The following is an 18,591-nucleotide window of genomic DNA, read 5'->3' as shown; positions in this document are numbered from 1 at the left end:
AGTATAAATGTTTACATTATAAAATCGAAAAATATCTGAGCGTATTGGACTCAGGACTTGTTCCGTTCATCGCTCTTCGCTTCGTAACTCTTGCGCGCCTTTTTGTAGCTGTTATCGAAGGGCTTGATCTTCAACATCGCGGCGCGACTTGTAAAGCCTCCGATCAAAGCCACCCCGAAGCCAGCCAATAATACAATCCCTCCAAAAATTGATGGTGGAATGAATTTCACTGCGACATACATCGCCAACACCCCCATCACAATCAAACTAAATCTCATCCATCGAGGAAAATTCCCATCCTCGATCATCTTAATTTTTCGCACCATTCCCTCCAGCATTTCCCGTTGTCGATTTCACGACACCTTGCCAATAAGAATTGAGTATCTCTTGAACCTTATTTTAAATATCGCTGCCGCTCATGGTATTCGACACTCCATTGATAACCGGGCCGAGAAGGGGATATTTCTCCGATGCTGCATTCGACACCACGGTTGGTTTATTGGACGCGAGCTTACCGAAACGCTGAAAGGCAATTGTCAAAAACTGCCAAGATGTTGAGTGGAAACCACGAATTTCAAATTTCAGACTCGTCCAATTGACGTGCACCCGGGCATCTATGGTCGAGTCTCTAAAGCATACGGGCGACAAACCTATGCTTCCCGTTTCAGACTGGCGCGCGATACAGCGCTACCGCCACACGTTCCCACATACTGAACGCCAAACATCCCATTAATAGGGATGCCTGTCCAAATGTTGACGCGCGTCCCGCCACGGCTCTAACGTTCGCCCCAACGCCATCCGATTCGGCCGCCCCGCTCGCGGGCGCAGGCCGGGCATAGAACACAGGAGACGACCGTGGCCCAATCCGCGTCACGCACCCACGCGAAACCGCCTGAGCGCCCGACCGCGCAGGGCGGCATCGCCCCCGAATCCGCGTCCCGCGCAGCTGCAACCACGCAGCCGAGCCGCAAGCGCCTGCTGATCCTCGCACTGCTGTTCGTCACGGTCGTGATCAACTATCTCGACCGCAGCAACCTGTCGATCGCCGCACCCGCGCTGTTCAAGGAACTGAATATCGATCCGGTCCGCGCGGGCCTGGTGTTCTCCGCATTCGGCTGGACCTATGCGCTGATGCAGATCCCGGGCGGCTGGCTCGTCGACAAGGTGTCGCCGCGCGTGCTGTATGCGGGCGCGCTTGCGCTGTGGTCGGCCGCGACGCTGCTGCTCGGCTTCGCGGGTTCGTTCGTCGGGCTGATCGTGCTGCGTCTCGCGGTCGGCGCGCTGGAAGCGCCGGCCTACCCGATCAACAACCGTGTGGTCACGACGTGGTTCCCGACCCGCGAACGCGCAAGTGCGATCGGCGGCTACACGTCCGGGCAATTCGTCGGCCTCGCGTTCCTCACGCCGGTGCTCGCATGGCTGCAGGTGCATCTCGGCTGGCACATGGTGTTCGTCGCGACGGGCCTCGCCGGCATCGCATGGGCCGCGATCTGGTATGCCGTCTATCGCGAACCGCGCGCGTTTCGCGGCGTCAACTCGGCCGAGATCGCGCTGATCCGCGACGGCGGCGGGCTCGTCGATCTGGAGGACCGCATCGCGGCACGCAGCGAACGCGCGCCGTCGACGTGGCGCGACCTCGGCGTCGTGCTCGGCCGGCGCAAGCTGTGGGGCATCTACCTCGGCCAGTTCGCGCTGAACTCGACGCTGTGGTTCTTCCTGACATGGTTCCCGACCTACCTCGTCAAATACCGCGGGATGGATTTCATCAAGTCGGGCTTCCTCGCATCGCTGCCGTTCCTCGCCGCGTTCGTCGGCGTGCTGTGCTCGGGCGTGCTGTCGGACTGGCTGATGCGCCGCGGTGCGTCGCAGGGCTTCGCGCGCAAGCTGCCGATCATCTCGGGGCTGCTGGTCTCGACCTGCATCATCGGCGCGAACTACGTGTCGTCGACGGGCTGGGTCATCGCGTTCATGACGATCGCATTCTTCGGCAACGGCTTCGCGTCGATCACGTGGTCGCTCGTATCGGGGCTCGCGCCCGCGCGGCTCCTCGGTCTCACGGGCGGCGTCTTCAACCTGATCGGCAACCTGTCCGCGATCGCGACGCCGATCGTGATCGGGTTGCTGGTCGACGGCGCCGACTTCTCGCGTGCGATCACCTACATCGCCGCGATGGCGCTCGCCGGCAGCCTGTCGTACGGGCTGCTCGTCGGCAAGGTCGAGCGCATCGACGCATGAGCGTCACGAGGGCGGCCCATACGAGCCGTCCCGGCCTTGCCGCTGTCTGCGTGCCGCGTCAGAACCGCGTGAACCCGTCGCGCGCGAGATCGTGCGGATTGCCGGCCACATAGTCGAGCGCGCACGCATCGGTATCGATGCCGACGGTCAGCAGCGTTTCCCAGCGCTCGGTGTCGGGCATCGACGGATCCGGGTGGAAACACACGACGGCCGCGTCGCCGGCCGCACCGCACATCGCCGCCGCGCGTTCGCGCACATCGGCGCCCGTCATGCCCGTCACGACCTCGTTCAGGTACGCGAAGCGCTCGCGCGTGGTGGAACTGTCGGGCATGCACTCGCCGCCGCTCAACGCGCGATCGAGGAAGTGGTTCGTGTGCAGCAGCCAGCCGTCCGGGCGCGGCACGACCACACCGACACCCGACGGGCTCAGTTCGATGCTCGCCGCACGCGGGTTCGCGTCGCGCCGCGTGAACACGGTCAGCACCGTCGATGCGCTCACGCGCGCGGTGCGCGCGAGTTCGATCGCCTCCTGCACCGTCGTCGCCTCTTCGAGCAGACGCCGCGCGATCGCATGCACGGGCACGCCCGCGCTGCCGTCGTCGCTCGCGTGATGCAGGATGTTGAAGTGCAGCCCGAGCCCGGCGCTGTTCACGCCGAGCTTCGCGAGCATCCCGAATTCGGCGAACAGCTTGACCGTGCGGCCCTGCGGCGTCGCGAACTGCATCAGCAGCCCCTGCGGCGCGAGGCTGTCGTGCCAGTCCCACGTCTGCAGCGTGCGCGGCGCGTGCGGGCCCGCCGGCGCGTAGACGGTCGTCGAGCATTCGCCTTCGGCCGACGCGGGCGCGGTCGCGAGAATCTCGGTGCGCGCGTTCAGGCACGCGAGCTGCCAGTACGGCAGGTCGACGCCCTCGGCGATCGCCTCGACTTCGGCGGCCAGGCGTGGGCACCATGCGTCGAGCGCGGCGAGGCTCGCTTCGCCGATCGCCCGCGCGCGCTGCGGCTCGATGCCGAGCTTCGGGAAGAACGCGAGATAGCGCGCAACCGTATCGCGGATCGCGGGCGCGAAGCGCGCGCCGATCAGACGGCCCCGCTCATGCGGATCGGTGATGTCGGTCGCGAATGTGTGCAGCTTCAAGATCAAACCTCCTGTGTCGAATGAGACCCGGGCCGGCGCGGCCCGTAAAGTGTTTCGCCATACGAACAAATCGGCACGCGCCGGCCGTCAGAACGAGTAGATGAACTGCATCCCGGCGAGGTCGTTGCTGCGCGCGTACGTGCCGTTGCTCTTCAGGAACACCGGATGGTTCGCCGCGTCGTGGCGGTATTCGACCTTCACGGTGATCTGCTGCGTCGGATAGAACAACAGGTCCGCCGTGATCGCATAACGCCGCGCGCCCTTGCATTCGGTGCCGTTGGTCGCCGAGCCCTGGAAGCACGCCGGATCGATGCCGAAGCCGCTCGTGCCGTTCACCGACGGGTTGCCGCCCGCGAGCCCGTACTGGATGTTCGTGCCGCCGCCGCCGTTCGACGTGTTGTTCAGGTAGTCGAAGCGCAGCGTCGCGCCCATGCGGCCGACCCACGACGTCGTCCACTTCGTATGGCCGAGCAGCGACATCCCGTACCAGCGGGCCGTGCCGCCGTTCCATGCGCCCTTCTGCAGCTCGCCGTAGTCGACCTGCGCGTTGACCTGTGTCTTGTCGTGCGTATAGGTCATGTCGGCTTCCACGTACTTGTAGAAGCCGGTCGGCGACGCGCCGTTGCACTGGTAGCCGTAGCCGCCCGCCACCGCGCACGGCGAGAACAGCGACTGCCGGCCGAGCATCCCGGAGATCCCGAAGTCGAAGGCCGTCGACGTCGCGTTGTCGAAGCGCGCGGTGATCGTCGGCGTCCAGTTGGTCTTGGTCGTGTTGTTCGCCGCGTTCGCGATCGCACCGGCCGTACGCAGCACCTCGTTGCCGATCACGACCTGCCAGAAGCGCGTCATCGCCGCGTTGGACCCCTTCAGCCCGATGCCGATCAGGTTGCCCGGCTCGCTGAAGTCGTACAGCAGCCCGTGCGTGAGCGTGAGCATCTGGTTCGACGGCTGCACTTCGTAACCCGCGAGGCTCGGCATCATGCCGATCTCGAACGTGCGCGTCGTGGTGAGCGGCACGTTGACCTGCGCCTGCGTGACGATGTTGTTGCCGACGCCGCCGTGCGAATTGCCGAACACGTTGCCGAAGCCGCGGTTCGGCTGGATCACGATCTCCGCGGACGGCGCCATCGGGCCGACGCCGAAGGTCTTCTTGATGTCGAGATAGACGTCGCCGATCGTGCTGTTGTAGTAATCGTACGCGCCCGGGTCGTGGTTCAGGAACTGGAAGCCCGACGTACGCTGCGCGCGGTTGAACAGGTACACGGGATCGACGTAGCCGGTGATGCTCAGGCCCGCGAGCGGGCCGGTCGTCGCGGCTTCCTGCAGCGAGTCGACCTTCAGCGATGCATTCGCGATCTGCTCGCGCATCTGCTGCAGGTCGTCGTTCGTGAAGGCAGGCGCGGAATCGGCTGCCGCCGCCGTGCTGATCGAACCGATCTTCACGCCGCCCGAGGCGGCATGGGCCGTTGGTGCGGCGCCGGCAGGCTGCGCCGCCAGCATGCTCGCGCGCAGCTCGTTCACCTGCTGCTGCAGCGCGGTGACCTGCGCCTGCAGCGCCTTCATCCTGCTCGCGTCGGGCGCCTGCGGCGCCGTGTGCGCCATCGCCGAAGCCGCTTCGAATGCGAGCAGGCACAGCGCCGTCATGTGTTTGATCTTCATGTTCTGGGTGGTCGTCGGGACGAGCGCGCCCCCGCCCGCCGCGATCAGCGGCGGGGCGCGCGAAAGGTATGCGGGAGTGCGGGAGGCGGCGGCCGGCTTACTCGGTCTTCAGCTTCGTCCAGAGACGGTTCTGCAGACGCATCAGCTCGGGCGGAACCGGCTTGCTGAGGCTCAGCCGGCGGATCACGTCGGCGGGCGGGAACACGGCCGGGTCGCTCGTCACTTCGGCGCGCACGAGATGCCTCGACGACGGCACGGCCGACGGATACGACGTGTCGTTGGTCAGGTTCGCGCTCTCCTGCTCCGACAGCACGAAGTTCACGAACTTCAGTGCGGCGTCCGGATGCGGCGCATCCTTCGGAATCGCCATCATGTCGAACCACATCGCGCTGCCCTCGGTCGGAATCACGTACTTGATGTGATACGACTTCTTCGCGGAAGCGGCCGCGATCCGCGCGGAGTTCACGTCGCCCGACCAGCCGAGCGCGAGGCAGATGTCGCCGCCCGCAAGATCGTTGATGTAGCTGCTCGAGTTGAACTGCGTGATGTACGGCCGCACCGTCTTCAGCAGCTCATAGGCGGCCTGGTAGTCGGCCGGGTTCGTCGTGTTCGGATCCTTCTTCAGGTACACGAACGCCATCCCGAACGCATCGACCGGCGAATCGAGCACCGACACGCCGCAGTGCTTCAGCTTCTGCACGACCTTCGGATCGAACAGCAGCGACCAGCTGTCGAGCGGCGCATCGTTGCCGAGCGCGGCCTTCACCTTCTCGACGTTCATCCCGAGCCCGTCGGTGCCCCACGTCCACGGAATGCCGAACTGGTTGCCCGGATCGTCCTTCGCCAGCACCTTCATGATTTCCGGATCGAGCAGCCCGTAGTTCGGCACCTGGCTCCGGTCGATCTTGCGGTAGATGCCGGCCTGCAGCTGCCGCGCCCAGAAGATGTCGGACGGCACGACGACGTCGTAGCCCGACGTGCCCGACAGCAGCTTCGCCTGCAGCGTCTCGTTCGAATCGAACTCCTGGTAGACGACCTTGATGCCGGTCGCCTTCTCGAAGTTCGCGATCGTCGCCTTGCCGATCGAGTTGCCCCAGTTGTACACGTTGACGACGTCCGCCGCGTGCGCGACGGGCGTGCCGGCCCACGCGAACCCGCCCAGCGCGAGCGCCGCGCATGCCGTCCCCAGATGCCGTTTCCACTCCCCTGCCATGTTTTCCTCCGTCGGTATCGTGATCCGCTCCCGGCGAGCGGTGGTTGCTTCGGTCCGGGAAAATGTAGCCAGAGGAAATTGGCCGGTCTGCCCTGCCAATAGGGGGACACGCGTCACAATCGGCGCATCCGGTTCCGGCCGGGATGCGGCGGCCCGCGAAAACGGAAGCCGCCTGAAAGCCGGCGTCACCGCGTCGTCAGCCGGGATGCCCGGTCAGGACGCCTGGATACCCGTGCGTGCCCCGAAATCGTTGCCCACGTGCGTGATGCGGCCGCCCATCATCGTCAGCCCGACGTCGATGCGGCCGATGTCGTATTGGCCGACCTCGAACAGGTCGTTCTCGAGCACGACGAGATCCGCGCGCTTGCCGGGTGTCAGCGAGCCGACCTCGTGCTCCATCCCGAGCTGGTACGCGCCGTGGATCGTGTACGCGGCGATCAGCTGCGGAATGCTCAGGCGCTCGGCGATGTCCGGAAACACCGGCGCATCGGGTTCGCCCGCGAGCTGGCGCGTGTGGCCCGACTCGATGTGCTCGAGCGGCTTGTGCTGGCAGCGGCACTGGCACGCGAGGCCGTCCATGCCGATCGACACCGTCACGCCTGCGTCGAGGAACGTGCGGAACTTGTACATGTTGCTCCAGCGTGCGTGGCCGTAGTGGTCGCGCAGCTGCTCGGTGTACGCGTCGACCACGCCCCACTGCAACTGCGTGTTCGCCATCACGCCCGCGCGGCGAAAGCGCGGGATGTCGTCCGGATGCGTGAGAAACGCGTGCGTGATCACGTGGCGGCGGTCGCGCGGCGGGTTCGCGCGGTTGACCTCGTCGAAGCCGTCGAGCGCCATTCGCACCGCCGCGTCGCCGACGCAATGGACCATCACGTTCGCGTTCGCGCGATCGGCTTCGACCAGATAGCGGTTGAACGTGTCGGCCGGCATCGTCGGCGCGCCGCAGGTGTCGGGGCGATCCGCGTACGGTTCGAGCAGGTAGGCGGTGTGGTTCGCCTCGGTGCCGTCGAGGAACAGCTTCAGCGCGCGCGCCTTCACGAGCGGCGAATCGTACTGCTCGCGATACCGGACGAGCGTGCCGACCGGATCGTCGATCTCGCCGATCACCGCGACGCTGCCCACCACGCGCAGCTTCAGGTCGCCCGCGCGCTCCATCGTCTGCAGCGTCTCGTACAGCAGCGACTGGTCGCCGCTCGCGTCGAAGAAGCCGGCATCGAACACGGTCGTCACGCCGGCCGCGCACAGCTTCTTCTGCCACGGCGGAATCGATTTCAGGTACAGGTCGATGCCGGTCGGCAGCAGGCCGGCCGCGCTGATCCGCTGCATCAGCAACGAATACGCGGCGCCGTCGACGATCAGGCCGGTCGGCTCGCCCGTCACCGCGTCCTTCTCGAACCAGCTCGCGCCTGCCTGCACGGGCGGCGTCGACGCGTCGATACCGGCGATCTCCAGCGCCTTCGAGTTCACCCACATCGAATGGAAATCCGTCGACAGCAGGCACACCGGGCGATCCGCGCAGATCGCGTCGAGCGTCTCCTTGCGCAGCATGGCTGGCGGGATCGTCGCCTGCACCCAGCCCATCCCGGTGATCGCCGGCTCGTCCGGATGCGATTCGACGTAGGCACGCAGCGCGCCCAGCACCTTCTGCGGATCCTCGTGATTCACGAACGCCTGGAACGCGAACGCGGTCGTCTCGAAGTGCCAGTGCGACTCGACGAAGCCCGGCAGCACGAGCCGGCCGGCCGCGTCGACGACCTTCGTCCGCGCACCGACGTACGCCTGCACGGCCGCCACGTCGCCGACGTGGACGATCCGGCCGTCGCGCACGGCAACGGCCTGCGCCCACGGCCGGTGCGGATCGACGGTGTAGACCTTCGCGTTGGTCAGAACGAAATCCGCCGGCGTCGCGGCGACCTGCGTCGGTTGAATCTGCATTGCCTGTCCTCGGTGGTCATCAGGTTTTCGAAGTGCTTTCACTATAGACAGACGATTCACACCGGTATGCCCCCCCGCCGCGGGGGCTTCGGCGAATTCACGCCACCGCGTACCCGGTCTTGTCGTCGTTTTGGGGACAACGCGCGAAATCCGCGGGGTTGACCGGTGAATACCCGGCTGACGCACGCGCGGCGTTCGCGTAACGTCGCGCTGTCCCCTGACCGCCTGCACCCGACCATGCGACTGCTCCAGCCCGACCCCGCCGCCCGCGGCCACTACCTGATCGGCGTGCGCCCCGACACGCTCGGCGCGACGCTGCGTGCGGTCGGCACGCCGGATTTCGTCGGCGCGGTCACCGCGTTCGTCAACGACAGCATCCACGCCGACGCCGTGCACCTCGAACGCTGGCGCGCGGACGCGGGCAGCACGTCGGGCTTCGTCGTCGAATGGCTCGGCAGCGGCAGCCTGCGTGTCGCGGCCGATACGCTGCGCGTGATGGACATTTACTACCAGCACTATTGCCAGACCGACCCGCTGGTCGCGCCGCTGCGCGGCAAGGCCGGCACGCTGCTCGTGCAGCGCCATGTCGACGGCATCGCGCAGGGCGAGTTCCGCCGGCGCATCTTCGACGAACCCGGCATCGCGCAGGAATGCCTGCTCGTGCACGGCACCGCGCACCTGCAGTACGCGCTCGGGCTCGCGCGCGCAGTCGGGCGGGCCGCGTTCACGACGGACGAGCTGTTCCATTTCCGGCAGATGGTCGATCTGCTGTTCCCGATGTTCGAGCTGCATGCGCGTACCTGCGCGGCGCGGCGCGTGGCAACGGTATCGGTGAACGTCGGATCGCAGGCGAGCTTCGACGCGCGCCTCGAACGCCAGGACGTGCAGTTGTCGCGCCGCGAGCACGAGATCTGCCGGCTGATGCTGTGCGGGCGCTCGGTGCCCGAGGCCGCGCAGCAGTTGGACGTGAAGCTGTCGACGGCCGAGTCGTACGTAAAGCGCGCGTTCGCGAAGCTCGGCGTGCGCACGCGCCGCGAGCTGTTCGACTGGACGCTCGTCGACTGCTGAGCGCGCGGCCCGGATTTACGCGGCCAGCGCGGCCGCCTTGATGTTGAAGGCGCGCAGCAAGTCCTCGCAGAACGCGTCGACGATCGGCTTGTCGCTCGTGCTGCGCTTCATCGCGAGATGCAGCGGCACGTCGAAGCTGAACGTCGCACGGCCGACGGCCTTCACGAGCCCGCGCTGTTCGAACGGCTCCGCGTAGTGCGCGGGCAGATAGCCGAGATGGCCGCCCGACAGGATCAGAATGGTCGCGGCCTCGATGCTGTCCGCGCTCGCGGTCACGCGGCGCTCCGGCAACGGATACTGCTCCTCCGGCACCGGGTAGGTACGCCACACCCAGTCGTGAAGCTGCAGATCGTCCGCCGTCACGGGCCGCGACGCATGGAACAGCGGATGCCCGCGCCCGCAATAGATCACCTGCTGCTCGGTGAACAGCGGCGTATAGAGCAGGCCCGGCACGCGATGCCAGAAATAGCCGATCGCGAGATCGAGCTGGTTGTTGACGAGGCTTTCCTCGAGCTCCTGCGGCGAGGCGACCTTCATCGAGAACGTGACGGCCTGGTCGCGCTGGCGGAACGCGCCGATCGCGTCGGCCACCCGCGCGTTCTCGACGAGCGGCGCCTGGCCGATCAGGCCGATCGACAGCGTGCCGACCAGCTTGCGGTCGATGTCGCGCACGCGCGCGACGAATTCGGAGGTCGCCGCGACGAGCGTACGCGCCGTGGCCGCGAAGCGTTCGCCCTTCGACGTCAGCCGAAAGCCGCCGCGCCCGCGATCGCACAGCTTGAAGCCGACGCGCGCCTCGAGCGCCGACAGCTGCGTGCTGATGGTCGACTGCCGCACGCCGAGCGACGCCTCGGCAGCCGTGATGCCGCGTGCGTCGACGACGGCCAGAAAGACCCGGATGAGCCGGAGATCGAGATCGGTGGTATTCGAAAACATGCGTCAAGCCGCTGCGCGTACGCGCGTTGCCCGGCCGGCACGGCGCGCCTCGCGCGCCCCGCCCGCCGCCTTCGCCGATGAACCGAACGGGACGCGCGCCGCCATCGGCAGCGGCGCGCGTCGCAACCCTGTCACTCCGATACCGCCGCGAGCGGGCGCGCGATGCCGAACACGGCCGGCCGCAGCCGCCCGTAGCAGAGGAACGCCGCCGCGCACAGCGCGATCGCCGCGATCAATGCCGACTGCGTGCCCGCGCGCTCGATCAGCGACCCGCCCGCGACCGAGCCCACTCCATAGCCGAACGCGACGCAGCCCGGCGACAGCGCGGCCGACTGGCCGATCAGGTCGTACTGCGGAATCGTCGCGTAGATCAGCAGCGCGCCGCCGGTCCAGCAGCCGATGAACACGATCGCGCCGAGCGTGAACGTCGCGACCGATGCCGGCATCGCGAGCAGCACGGCCGCGACCGCGCAGCCGCCGAGGTTCACGAGCGTCCAGCGACGCAGGCCCGCGCCCGCACCGAGCTTCGGCATCGCCGCGCAGATCACGAGGCTCGCGACGTTCGCGATGCCGAGCACGAGCGACACCGACTTGCCGCTCAGGCCCGCATCGGTGCCGATCTTCTCGAGGAAGGTCCATACGACGCCCACGCCGCCGTACAGCGCGAGCTGCGCGCACAGCACGAGCATCGCGCCCTGGCGGTCGATGCGGCCGGCAACCCCGACCGGCGTCGGCGCGGCCATCGTCTCGCCGCGGCGGAACAGCGGTGTCGCGAGCACGAACATGCCGAGCACGCACGCGACGAAACAGAACACGCCGCGCGCGCCCCACATGCCGCTCAGCATCGGGAAGACATACGCAAGCAGCACCATGCTCCACATCACCTGCCCCATCAGCATGATCCCGAGATTGCGCTCCGGCGCGCGCGAATACGACAGGTAGCGCAGCGCGATCCCGTTCAGCCCGCCCGAGCCGACGCCCGCGATGAACTGCAGCGTCGAATAGGCGACGAGCCCGTGCGTCGCGAGCGTGCCGAGGTTCGCGCCGGCCGCGAGCGTCACCGCGCCCGCGAGCACGAGCCGGACCGGCTGGCGGCCGAGCACGAACGCGACGAGCAGCGTACCCGTCGATTCGCCGAGCACCTCGATGAAACTCGACAGCCCGAGCGCCGCTTCGCCGAAGCCCCAATGGCGCTCGACCTGTCCGACGATCGCCGGCAGGCCGAGGAAAACCGTCGGTCCGAGGATGCCGAGCAGCAGCATCACGACGACGAACAACGCGCTTTCCTGCCGCGCTTCATCCTGCAGATTCACAACGTTCATGCGATGTCTCTCTCCGTGTCCGCGGCGCGGACCGTCTCCTCGGGGGAGTTGGATATGGCGGCGGCCCGGCCCGGGCCGCCGTGTCGCTTACATCGGGAAGCCCATCGCCTTGAGGCCGCTGATCCACGCGCGCTTCCAGCCGCCTTCGGCATCCGCGCCGTCGAACGCGTGGAACGTGATCTTCGCGGCGACCCAGCGCATCGGCTCCGGCGGGATGTAGCTCGGGCTCTGGTTCGCGATGTCGAGCTTGCGCTCGGGGCTGTCGCGGTCGAACAGGATGTTCAGCCCCATGAACGCGCCGAACCGGCTCGCCGCGACGCCGAAACCCGTATAGCCGGCGACGAACACGGCCTTGCCGCCGAGATAGCGTTTCGCGAACACCGAGCCGCGCGAGCAATAATCGATCGGGCCGCCCCATGCGTGCGAGAAACGCACGTCGCTCAGTTGCGGGAACGTGCGGTAGAACGCTTCCGCGAGCCGGTAGTACGTTTCGCGCCGGCCGTCCTGGTGCGGCTCCGGATCGCCGTCGAAGTGATAGCTGACGAGGCCGCCGAAGATGATGTTGTTGTGCTTCGTCAGCCGGAAATAGTTGAGCTGCGTGCGCGTGTCGTACACGCCCTGGCGATTCTTCCAGCCGATCCGCGCGAGCTGCTCGTCGGTCAGCGGCTCGGTGGCGAGCACGTGATCGCGCACCTGCATCACGCGGCGGTTGATGTCCGGAATCCCGACCTTCGCGGTGCCGCTGCCGAACACGACACGCGGCGCGCGCACGCTGCCCTTCGGCGTCGTCACGAACACCGTGCCGCCTTCGTCGGTCACGGTCGTCAGCGGCGTGTGCTCGTACAGTTTCACGCCGAGCGACAGCGCCGCGCGCTTCAGCCCCCACGCGAGCTTCGCCGGATGCACGATGCCGCTGCGGTTGCGCGACCACAGCGCGCCCGCGAACAGCGGCGAATTCAGTTGTTCGAGCGTTTCCTCGCGGTTCAGCAGCACGACGTCGTGGCCGTACTCGCGATGCAGGTCGTAGTCGCCCTTCAGGTGCGCAAGGTGCTCGGGATCGACCGCCACCGTCATCTCGCCGTTCCACTCGATGTCGGCGTCGATGTCGTAGCGCTTCAGCGTTTCCTCGAAGCCATCGAGGTTGTGATGGCCGAACGCCTCGAGTTCCGCGATGTCGTTCGGGAACACGCGCACCGCATTCGGCAGCCCGTGCATCACCGACGTCGAGATGATCCCGCCCGCTCGGCCCGATGCGCCGTGCGCGACCTTGCCCGCCTCGATCAGCACCACGTTCAGGTGCGGCATCTGTTCCTTCGCCTGCACGGCCGACCACAGCCCCGTGAAGCCGCCGCCGACGATCAGCAGGTCGGCCGTCACGTCGCCGACGAGTTCCGGCTCGGTGGCCGGCGCGGCCGGGTTGTCGAGCCAGTACGGGAACAGCCTGGTATTCGCGAGCGCCGCCTCGACGCCCAGCGCGACCGGTGCGACCGGTGCGACCGGCGTGCCACGCGGCGCCTGCACCGGCGCGGTCTGTTTTGCTTCGTTGACTTCCATTTCCATGATCCCAGCCATCACACGCGAAAAACGAAACCGCCGCCGGATGCGCGTCACACGGACGACGACACCCCGGCGGCGGCTTCGGACATCACGACTGTTCGAGCAGCACGTAGAACTTCTTCGCGTCCTCGATCGTCTCCCAGCGGCCCGCGAAGCCGGCCGGCAGCAGGTAACCCTGGCCCGGCGTGAATTCCTTGCGGTTGCCTTCGACGTCGGTCAGCGCGATCCGGCCCTCGACGAGCCACACCGCTTCGTCGGCCGCGGTTTCCGGAAACTCCACCGAGCCGGCCTTGCCTTCCCACCAGCCGACGATGTAGTTGCCGCTCTTGCCTTCGGCCGCGCGCCAGTCGCTTTCGTCCATCCCGAAGTCGAGCTTCGTGAATTCGCCCACGCCTGCGCCCAGCGGCAGGATGTCCTTGATCAGTTTGGTCATCGGAATCTTTCGTCTCTTGATTGAAAAAAGCAGAGACAAAGTTACTCATTTACACTGCCCCGGTATGCCCCCCTTCAGGGGGGACAAGCGATGTTTTGCGGGGGCGGGCAGGTCGGCAGGACAACCGACGGTGTTTCCCCCTAATGACGTTTTCCGTTGCCGACGCTACAATCGCGCCGCTTTTCACCGGGGAACCGCATGCTGCTCAACGTGAACCCCTTCCACCGCGACAACGACCGCTTCAACGTGTCGTTCAAGGCGCTGGGCGAGCTGATCGAGACGGTCGGCACGCCTCACTTCGTGCCGCGCCTCACGCAACTGCTGAACGACGTCGTGCCGCTCGACGTCGCGCACGTCGAACGCTCGCGCGTCGACGGCACGATGCCCACCGGCTACCGATGCGAATGGATCGGCAGCAGCGGCATCGGCACCGCCCCTCATGAAATCTCCGACGTGATGACGCTCTACTACGAGCGCTTTCTCGACAGCGACCCGCTGTTCGCCGGGTTGCGCGGCAAGACGGGCACGATGCTCGTCGTGCGCGACATCGCGGCGATCCCGCCCGGCGAATTCCGTCAGCGGCTGTTCGACGACGTGCAGATCGGCCACGAATGCGTGCTCGCGCGCGGCACGCGCTATTCGCAGCACTCGATCGCGCTGGAGCGCGGCCGCGACCGGCCGCCGTTCACGCTCGCCGAGATGAACCGCTTCCGCGGCATCAGCGACGTGCTGTTCCCCTTGCTCGAACTCCACGCGTCGACCACCGCCGTGCGGCGCGTCGCGCATCCGACACCGGAGATCCATCCGCTCGCGCAGTTCGACGCGCGCATCGCCGCCGACGGCGTGAAGCTGTCGAAACGCGAATACGAAACCTGCAAGCACCTGCTCTCCGGCAAGACCGTGCCCGAGACCGCCGGCATCCTCGGCGTGCGCGTCGCGTCGGCCGAGTCGTACGTGAAGCGCGCGTTCGCGAAGCTCGGCGTGCGGACCAAACGCGAACTCGCCGCGTGGGGCTCGGCCACCACCGCGTTCCCTTCCGCCGGATCGCACGACGCCGCCACGCCGCCCGTCCTCTCCCGCTGACCGCCCGCCGCCCGCGCCGGCCGCGCGGCCGCCTTCGGTTGCGCGGCGTCGATGCGGCGGCGCCACTCGCATCGAGACCCGTCGATGTAAACGTTGCGACTTCAAAATCTTCGCGCAGGCGTTCTCCTCTACCATCGGCCGATCGCTTTACCCTGGAAAAAGGAGACGGCCCCATGCCCCGCGAACTCAATCAACCGATGGGCGGCAACGACATGCCGCGTTTTGGCGGCATCGCCACGATGATGCGGCTGCCGCAGGCCGCGACGACCGACGGCCTCGACGTGTGCTTCGTCGGCGTGCCGCTCGACCTCGGCACGTCGAACCGCTCGGGCTCGCGCTTCGGCCCGCGCCAGATCCGCACCGAATCCGTGCTGCTGCGCCCGTACAACATGGCCACGCGCGCGGCGCCGTTCGATTCGCTGCAGGTGGCCGACATCGGCGACGTCGCGACCAACCCGTACGACCTGAAGGACTCGGTGCGCCGCATCGAGGAGGCCTACGACGAGATCGTCGCGAACGGCTGCCGGCCGATCACGCTCGGCGGCGACCACACGATCGCATGGCCGATCCTGCGCGCGCTGCATAAAAAGTACGGCAAGGTTGCCGTCGTGCATATCGATGCGCATGCGGACGTGAACGACACGATGTTCGGCGAGAAGATCGCGCACGGCACGCCGTTCCGCCGCGCGGTGGAAGACGGACTGCTGCAATGCGACAAGGTCACGCAGATCGGCCTGCGCGGCACCGGCTACCACGCGGACGATTTCGACTGGTGCCGCGAGCAGGGCTTCACCGTCGTGCAGGCGGAAGAATGCTGGAACAAGTCGCTCGTGCCGCTGATGGCGCAGGTGCGCGAACGCGTCGGCGACACGCCGGTCTACCTGAGCTTCGACATCGACGGGCTCGACCCGTCGTTCGCGCCCGGCACCGGCACGCCGGAAATCGGCGGCCTCACCATTCAGCAGGGACTCGAAATCGTGCGCGGGATGAAGGGCCTGAACATCGTCGGCGCGGACCTCGTCGAAGTGTCGCCGCCGTACGATCCGGCCGGCACCACCGCGCTCACGGGCGCGAACCTCGCGTTCGAGATGCTCTGCGTGATGCCGGGCGTCGCCTACCGCTAACCCGACCGACAGGATGACGCCCATGTCCACCGCCGAACTTTCCCGTTCCGCACCCGCGTTCGTGCTGCCCGCCGCGCGCATCGCCGGCCAGCCAGTCCGCACGCATTCCGATACGGCCGGCGCGCCGATCTTCAACGCATCGACCGGCGACGCGATCGGCTGGCAGGAATTCGCGACGCCCGCGCACGTCGACGCCGCGGTGCGCGCCGCGCGCGACGCCTTCGCCGGCTGGCGCGACACGCCGCCCGCCGCGCGCGGCCGCGTGCTCGCGACGATCGCCGAGCGCGTCGAAGCCGCACGCGACCGGCTGGCCGCGCTGCAGATGCAGGTCAGCGGCAAGCCGCCGTTCGAGGCCGACGCCGACGTCGGCGACGTCGCCGCGACGTTCGCGTACTACGCGAAGCTGTGCGAAGACCGAGCGCTGTTCGCGGCCGAGCCCGTCGCACTGCCGAGCGACGCCGTCACGGCCGAGCGGTTCCACGACGCGGTCGGCGTCGCCGCCCTGGTGATGCCGTGGAACTTCCCGATGGTCACGACCGCGTGGAAGCTCGCGCCCGCGCTCGCGGCCGGCTGCGCGGTCGTGCTGAAGCCGTCCGAACTCACGTCGCCGACCGAGCACGCGCTGCTCGACATCGTCGCCGAAGCCGGCGTGCCGGCCGGCGTCGTCAACGTCGTGAACGGCGGCGCCGAGGTCGGCGCGGCACTGACCGCGCATCCGCTGATCCACAAGATCTCGTTTACCGGCAGCACGGCGGCCGGCCGCAAGGTGATGCGGGCCGCGGCCGAAGACATGAAGCGCGTGACGCTCGAACTCGGCGGCAAGTCGTCGCTGATCGTCCGCGACGATGCGGATCTCGACGTCGCGGTACCGCTCGCGATTGCGGGCGCGTTCACGAACGCGGGCCAGATGTGCTCGGCCACCGCGCGCATTCTCGTGCACGACAGCCTCTACCGCCGCTTCATGACCGCGTTCGAGACGGCCGTGCGCGCACTCGTCGTCGCGCCGCCGACCGACGAACAGGTCGCGATGGGGCCGCTGATCTCGGCCGCACAGCGTGCGCGCGTCGAAGCGATGCTCCAGCAGGGCATCGACGCGGGCGCACGCATTGCGTTCAGCGGACGGGTCGCGGAGGCCGGCGGCGAAGGCTTTTTCATGGCGCCCGTCGTGATCGCCGAGCCGGCCGCCGACAACCCGTTGTGGACCGACGAAATATTCGGCCCCGTCGCCTGCGTGAAATCGTTCCGCACCGACGACGAAGCGATCGCACTCGCGAACGACACGCGTTACGGGCTCGTCGCGACCGTCGTCACGCGCGATGCCGACGTCGCGAAGCAATTCCAGCAGCGCGTGCGGGCGGGGCTCGTGTGGATCAATGCGCCGCAGCTGATCTACCCGCACGTGTGCTGGGGCGGCTTCGGGCTCAGCGGGATCGGCCGCGAACTCGGCGTCACCGGGCTGCGCAGCTATCAGGAACTGCGCCACGCGATGCGCGCGATCGACTGACCCGTGCGGCCGTTCAGGCCGTTGGCGGCACCGTGGCGGATGGCACGGTGCCGCTTTTTTCAGGTACACGTCGGATTTCCAGGCAGAGGACCGGCGGCCCGCGTGCGCCGGTCACGCGTTCGAGCGGCGCGCGAGCGCGCCTCAATGCGACAGCGCCGCGGCGTGATCGTGCTCGCGCAGCGGGTCGGGAATCGCACATTGCGCGAGCCCGCCGGCATCGATCCACGCGCGCGTGCGTTGCGCCGCCGCGTCGATCAGTTGCGCGCACTTCGAGTAATCGTATGACGACACCTCGAGCGGGCAGAGCGGCGGCACGACATGGATGTGCGCGCGGGCCGCGTACAGCTCCAGATCGCGCACCAGTTGCCGCGCGATCACGAGCGTCAGCGCGTGCGTCGCATGCGCGATCGCGCTGCGCGGCGGCACGCGCAACGCACAGGCGAACCCGGCCGGCAGCACGACGATCCGCTTGACGCCGAGCGCGATCGCGACGGAGATCGGCGTATTGTTCGCGACGCCGCCGTCGACCAGTTCCACGCCGCCGATGCGGACCGACGGAAACACGCCGGGAATCGCCGCGCTGGCCTGCACGGCATCCACGACCGGGCCGGCGGACAGCACGACTTCGCGACCGCTCAGCACGTCGGTCGCGACGATGTGCAGCGGCAGCGCGGCCTGCTCGATCCGCCGGTACGGCAGGTTCTTTTCCAGCAGCAGGCGCAGCGCGTCGGCCTCGACCAGATGGGGCCGGTTGCGCAGCAGCATCGCGACGATGCCGCGCATCGAGAACGGCATGATGTCCTGGCGGCGGATGCTGCACCACAGCGCGGCGAGCATCGCGACGCCGTCCCTGTCCGGCCGGCCCCCGAAATAGGCGGCATTGATCGCGCCCGCCGACGCGCCGACGACGCAATCGGGCCGTTCGCCGCTCGCGATCAGCTCACGGAGCATGCCGACCTCGATCGCGCCCAGACTGCCGCCGCCGGCGAACACGAAGGCGGTCGAAGGCGTGGAATCGGAATTCACGGGGCACCCTCCTGCGGTTGGCTGCGACAGCGCTTTCTCCATGATGGATCGTGCGGCGCGTTGGATGTCCTGATGAAAACCCTGCCGGCGTGCGGGCCAGGCCGTTCGGCTGCCGACGTTTCCGGGTCGCCTCCACTCGGAAACTCGCGCGATCGCCACGTACTTTTTGACCTCGATCAACAAAATCGCGCGCTTCGGCGCCCGCAAACGTGTGCCAGGCACGAATCGCGCGGGATGCGTGGAATCACGGGTTCAGCCGCCGCGACGCGCGCCGTTATTGCATCAACACCCGCCGACCGGCATCGCGTCGCGGGCATGGAGCGAGACAGCCGGGCTGTCCCGCCCGCTTATCGACAAC

At 67.5% G+C, this 18,591-nt stretch carries 15 protein-coding genes; 5 read left to right on the top strand and 10 right to left on the bottom strand.

Annotation, left to right across the window (positions count from 1 at the left end):
• Positions 1 to 50: 50 nt before the first annotated feature.
• On the bottom strand, positions 51 to 338 hold the full coding sequence (locus HWX00_RS07820; protein ID WP_226193678.1) for a DUF4231 domain-containing protein: 288 nt from the start codon (positions 336 to 338) through the stop codon (positions 51 to 53).
• 517 nt (positions 339 to 855) lie between these two features.
• Between HWX00_RS07820 and HWX00_RS07815 the strand changes: the two genes are divergently transcribed.
• Positions 856 to 2,235: an MFS transporter gene (locus HWX00_RS07815; RefSeq protein ID WP_175027064.1), complete on the top strand. Its 1,380-nt coding sequence runs from the start codon at positions 856 to 858 to the stop codon at positions 2,233 to 2,235.
• 58 nt (positions 2,236 to 2,293) lie between these two features.
• Here HWX00_RS07815 and HWX00_RS07810 read toward each other — a convergent pair whose 3' ends face one another.
• From HWX00_RS07810 to HWX00_RS07795, 4 genes are all read right to left on the bottom strand, one after another.
• Positions 2,294 to 3,370, bottom strand: coding sequence for a C45 family autoproteolytic acyltransferase/hydrolase (locus HWX00_RS07810; protein ID WP_175027063.1), 1,077 nt, complete (start codon positions 3,368 to 3,370; stop codon positions 2,294 to 2,296).
• Positions 3,371 to 3,457: 87 nt separating this feature from the next.
• Positions 3,458 to 5,029: a DUF3138 family protein gene (locus HWX00_RS07805; RefSeq protein ID WP_175027062.1), complete on the bottom strand. Its 1,572-nt coding sequence runs from the start codon at positions 5,027 to 5,029 to the stop codon at positions 3,458 to 3,460.
• Positions 5,030 to 5,126: 97 nt separating this feature from the next.
• Positions 5,127 to 6,242: a polyamine ABC transporter substrate-binding protein gene (locus HWX00_RS07800; protein WP_034188498.1), complete on the bottom strand. Its 1,116-nt coding sequence runs from the start codon at positions 6,240 to 6,242 to the stop codon at positions 5,127 to 5,129.
• A gap of 213 nt (positions 6,243 to 6,455) precedes the next feature.
• Positions 6,456 to 8,180, bottom strand: a complete 1,725-nt coding sequence (locus HWX00_RS07795) for an amidohydrolase (RefSeq protein ID WP_034188499.1) — start codon at positions 8,178 to 8,180, stop codon at positions 6,456 to 6,458.
• A gap of 237 nt (positions 8,181 to 8,417) precedes the next feature.
• On the opposite strand from HWX00_RS07795, the gene HWX00_RS07790 reads away from it, so the two are divergent.
• Entirely contained in the window at positions 8,418 to 9,248 is an 831-nt protein-coding gene (locus HWX00_RS07790) for a helix-turn-helix transcriptional regulator (protein ID WP_034188500.1), read from the top strand.
• A 15-nt stretch (positions 9,249 to 9,263) separates the two neighbouring features.
• Here HWX00_RS07790 and HWX00_RS07785 read toward each other — a convergent pair whose 3' ends face one another.
• The 4 genes from HWX00_RS07785 to HWX00_RS07770 form a co-directional block, all read right to left on the bottom strand.
• A complete protein-coding gene (locus tag HWX00_RS07785; RefSeq protein ID WP_034188501.1) occupies positions 9,264 to 10,184 on the bottom strand; it encodes a LysR family transcriptional regulator in 921 nt (306 codons plus the stop codon).
• Positions 10,185 to 10,315: 131 nt separating this feature from the next.
• Entirely contained in the window at positions 10,316 to 11,506 is a 1,191-nt protein-coding gene (locus HWX00_RS07780) for an MFS transporter (RefSeq protein ID WP_124608146.1), read from the bottom strand.
• Between the two features lie 87 nt (positions 11,507 to 11,593).
• Positions 11,594 to 13,066, bottom strand: coding sequence for an NAD(P)/FAD-dependent oxidoreductase (locus HWX00_RS07775; RefSeq protein ID WP_124608147.1), 1,473 nt, complete (start codon positions 13,064 to 13,066; stop codon positions 11,594 to 11,596).
• An 85-nt stretch (positions 13,067 to 13,151) separates the two neighbouring features.
• The gene (locus HWX00_RS07770; protein WP_006484551.1) at positions 13,152 to 13,496 is read right to left on the bottom strand and encodes a cupin domain-containing protein; all 345 of its coding nucleotides are present in this window, start codon (positions 13,494 to 13,496) and stop codon (positions 13,152 to 13,154) included.
• Positions 13,497 to 13,694: 198 nt separating this feature from the next.
• On the opposite strand from HWX00_RS07770, the gene HWX00_RS07765 reads away from it, so the two are divergent.
• The 3 genes from HWX00_RS07765 to HWX00_RS07755 all read left to right on the top strand — a co-directional run bounded on the left by HWX00_RS07765 (position 13,695) and on the right by HWX00_RS07755 (position 17,207).
• A complete protein-coding gene (locus HWX00_RS07765; RefSeq protein WP_034188504.1) occupies positions 13,695 to 14,579 on the top strand; it encodes a helix-turn-helix transcriptional regulator in 885 nt (294 codons plus the stop codon).
• A 173-nt stretch (positions 14,580 to 14,752) separates the two neighbouring features.
• Positions 14,753 to 15,703, top strand: a complete 951-nt coding sequence (speB, locus tag HWX00_RS07760; protein ID WP_034188505.1) for an agmatinase — start codon at positions 14,753 to 14,755, stop codon at positions 15,701 to 15,703.
• Positions 15,704 to 15,725: 22 nt separating this feature from the next.
• Positions 15,726 to 17,207: an aldehyde dehydrogenase family protein gene (locus HWX00_RS07755; protein ID WP_124608148.1), complete on the top strand. Its 1,482-nt coding sequence runs from the start codon at positions 15,726 to 15,728 to the stop codon at positions 17,205 to 17,207.
• Positions 17,208 to 17,348: 141 nt separating this feature from the next.
• On the opposite strand, the gene HWX00_RS07750 is transcribed toward HWX00_RS07755, so the two are convergent.
• A complete protein-coding gene (locus HWX00_RS07750; RefSeq protein WP_279612806.1) occupies positions 17,349 to 18,275 on the bottom strand; it encodes a patatin-like phospholipase family protein in 927 nt (308 codons plus the stop codon).
• Positions 18,276 to 18,591 lie beyond the last annotated feature (316 nt).

This window comes from Burkholderia seminalis DSM 23518, from assembly GCF_902832885.1.
Taxonomy (GTDB): Bacteria; Pseudomonadota; Gammaproteobacteria; order Burkholderiales; family Burkholderiaceae; genus Burkholderia; species Burkholderia seminalis.
The sequence above is the reverse complement of the archived record's forward strand: the minus strand, read 5'-3'. Positions and strand labels throughout refer to the sequence as shown.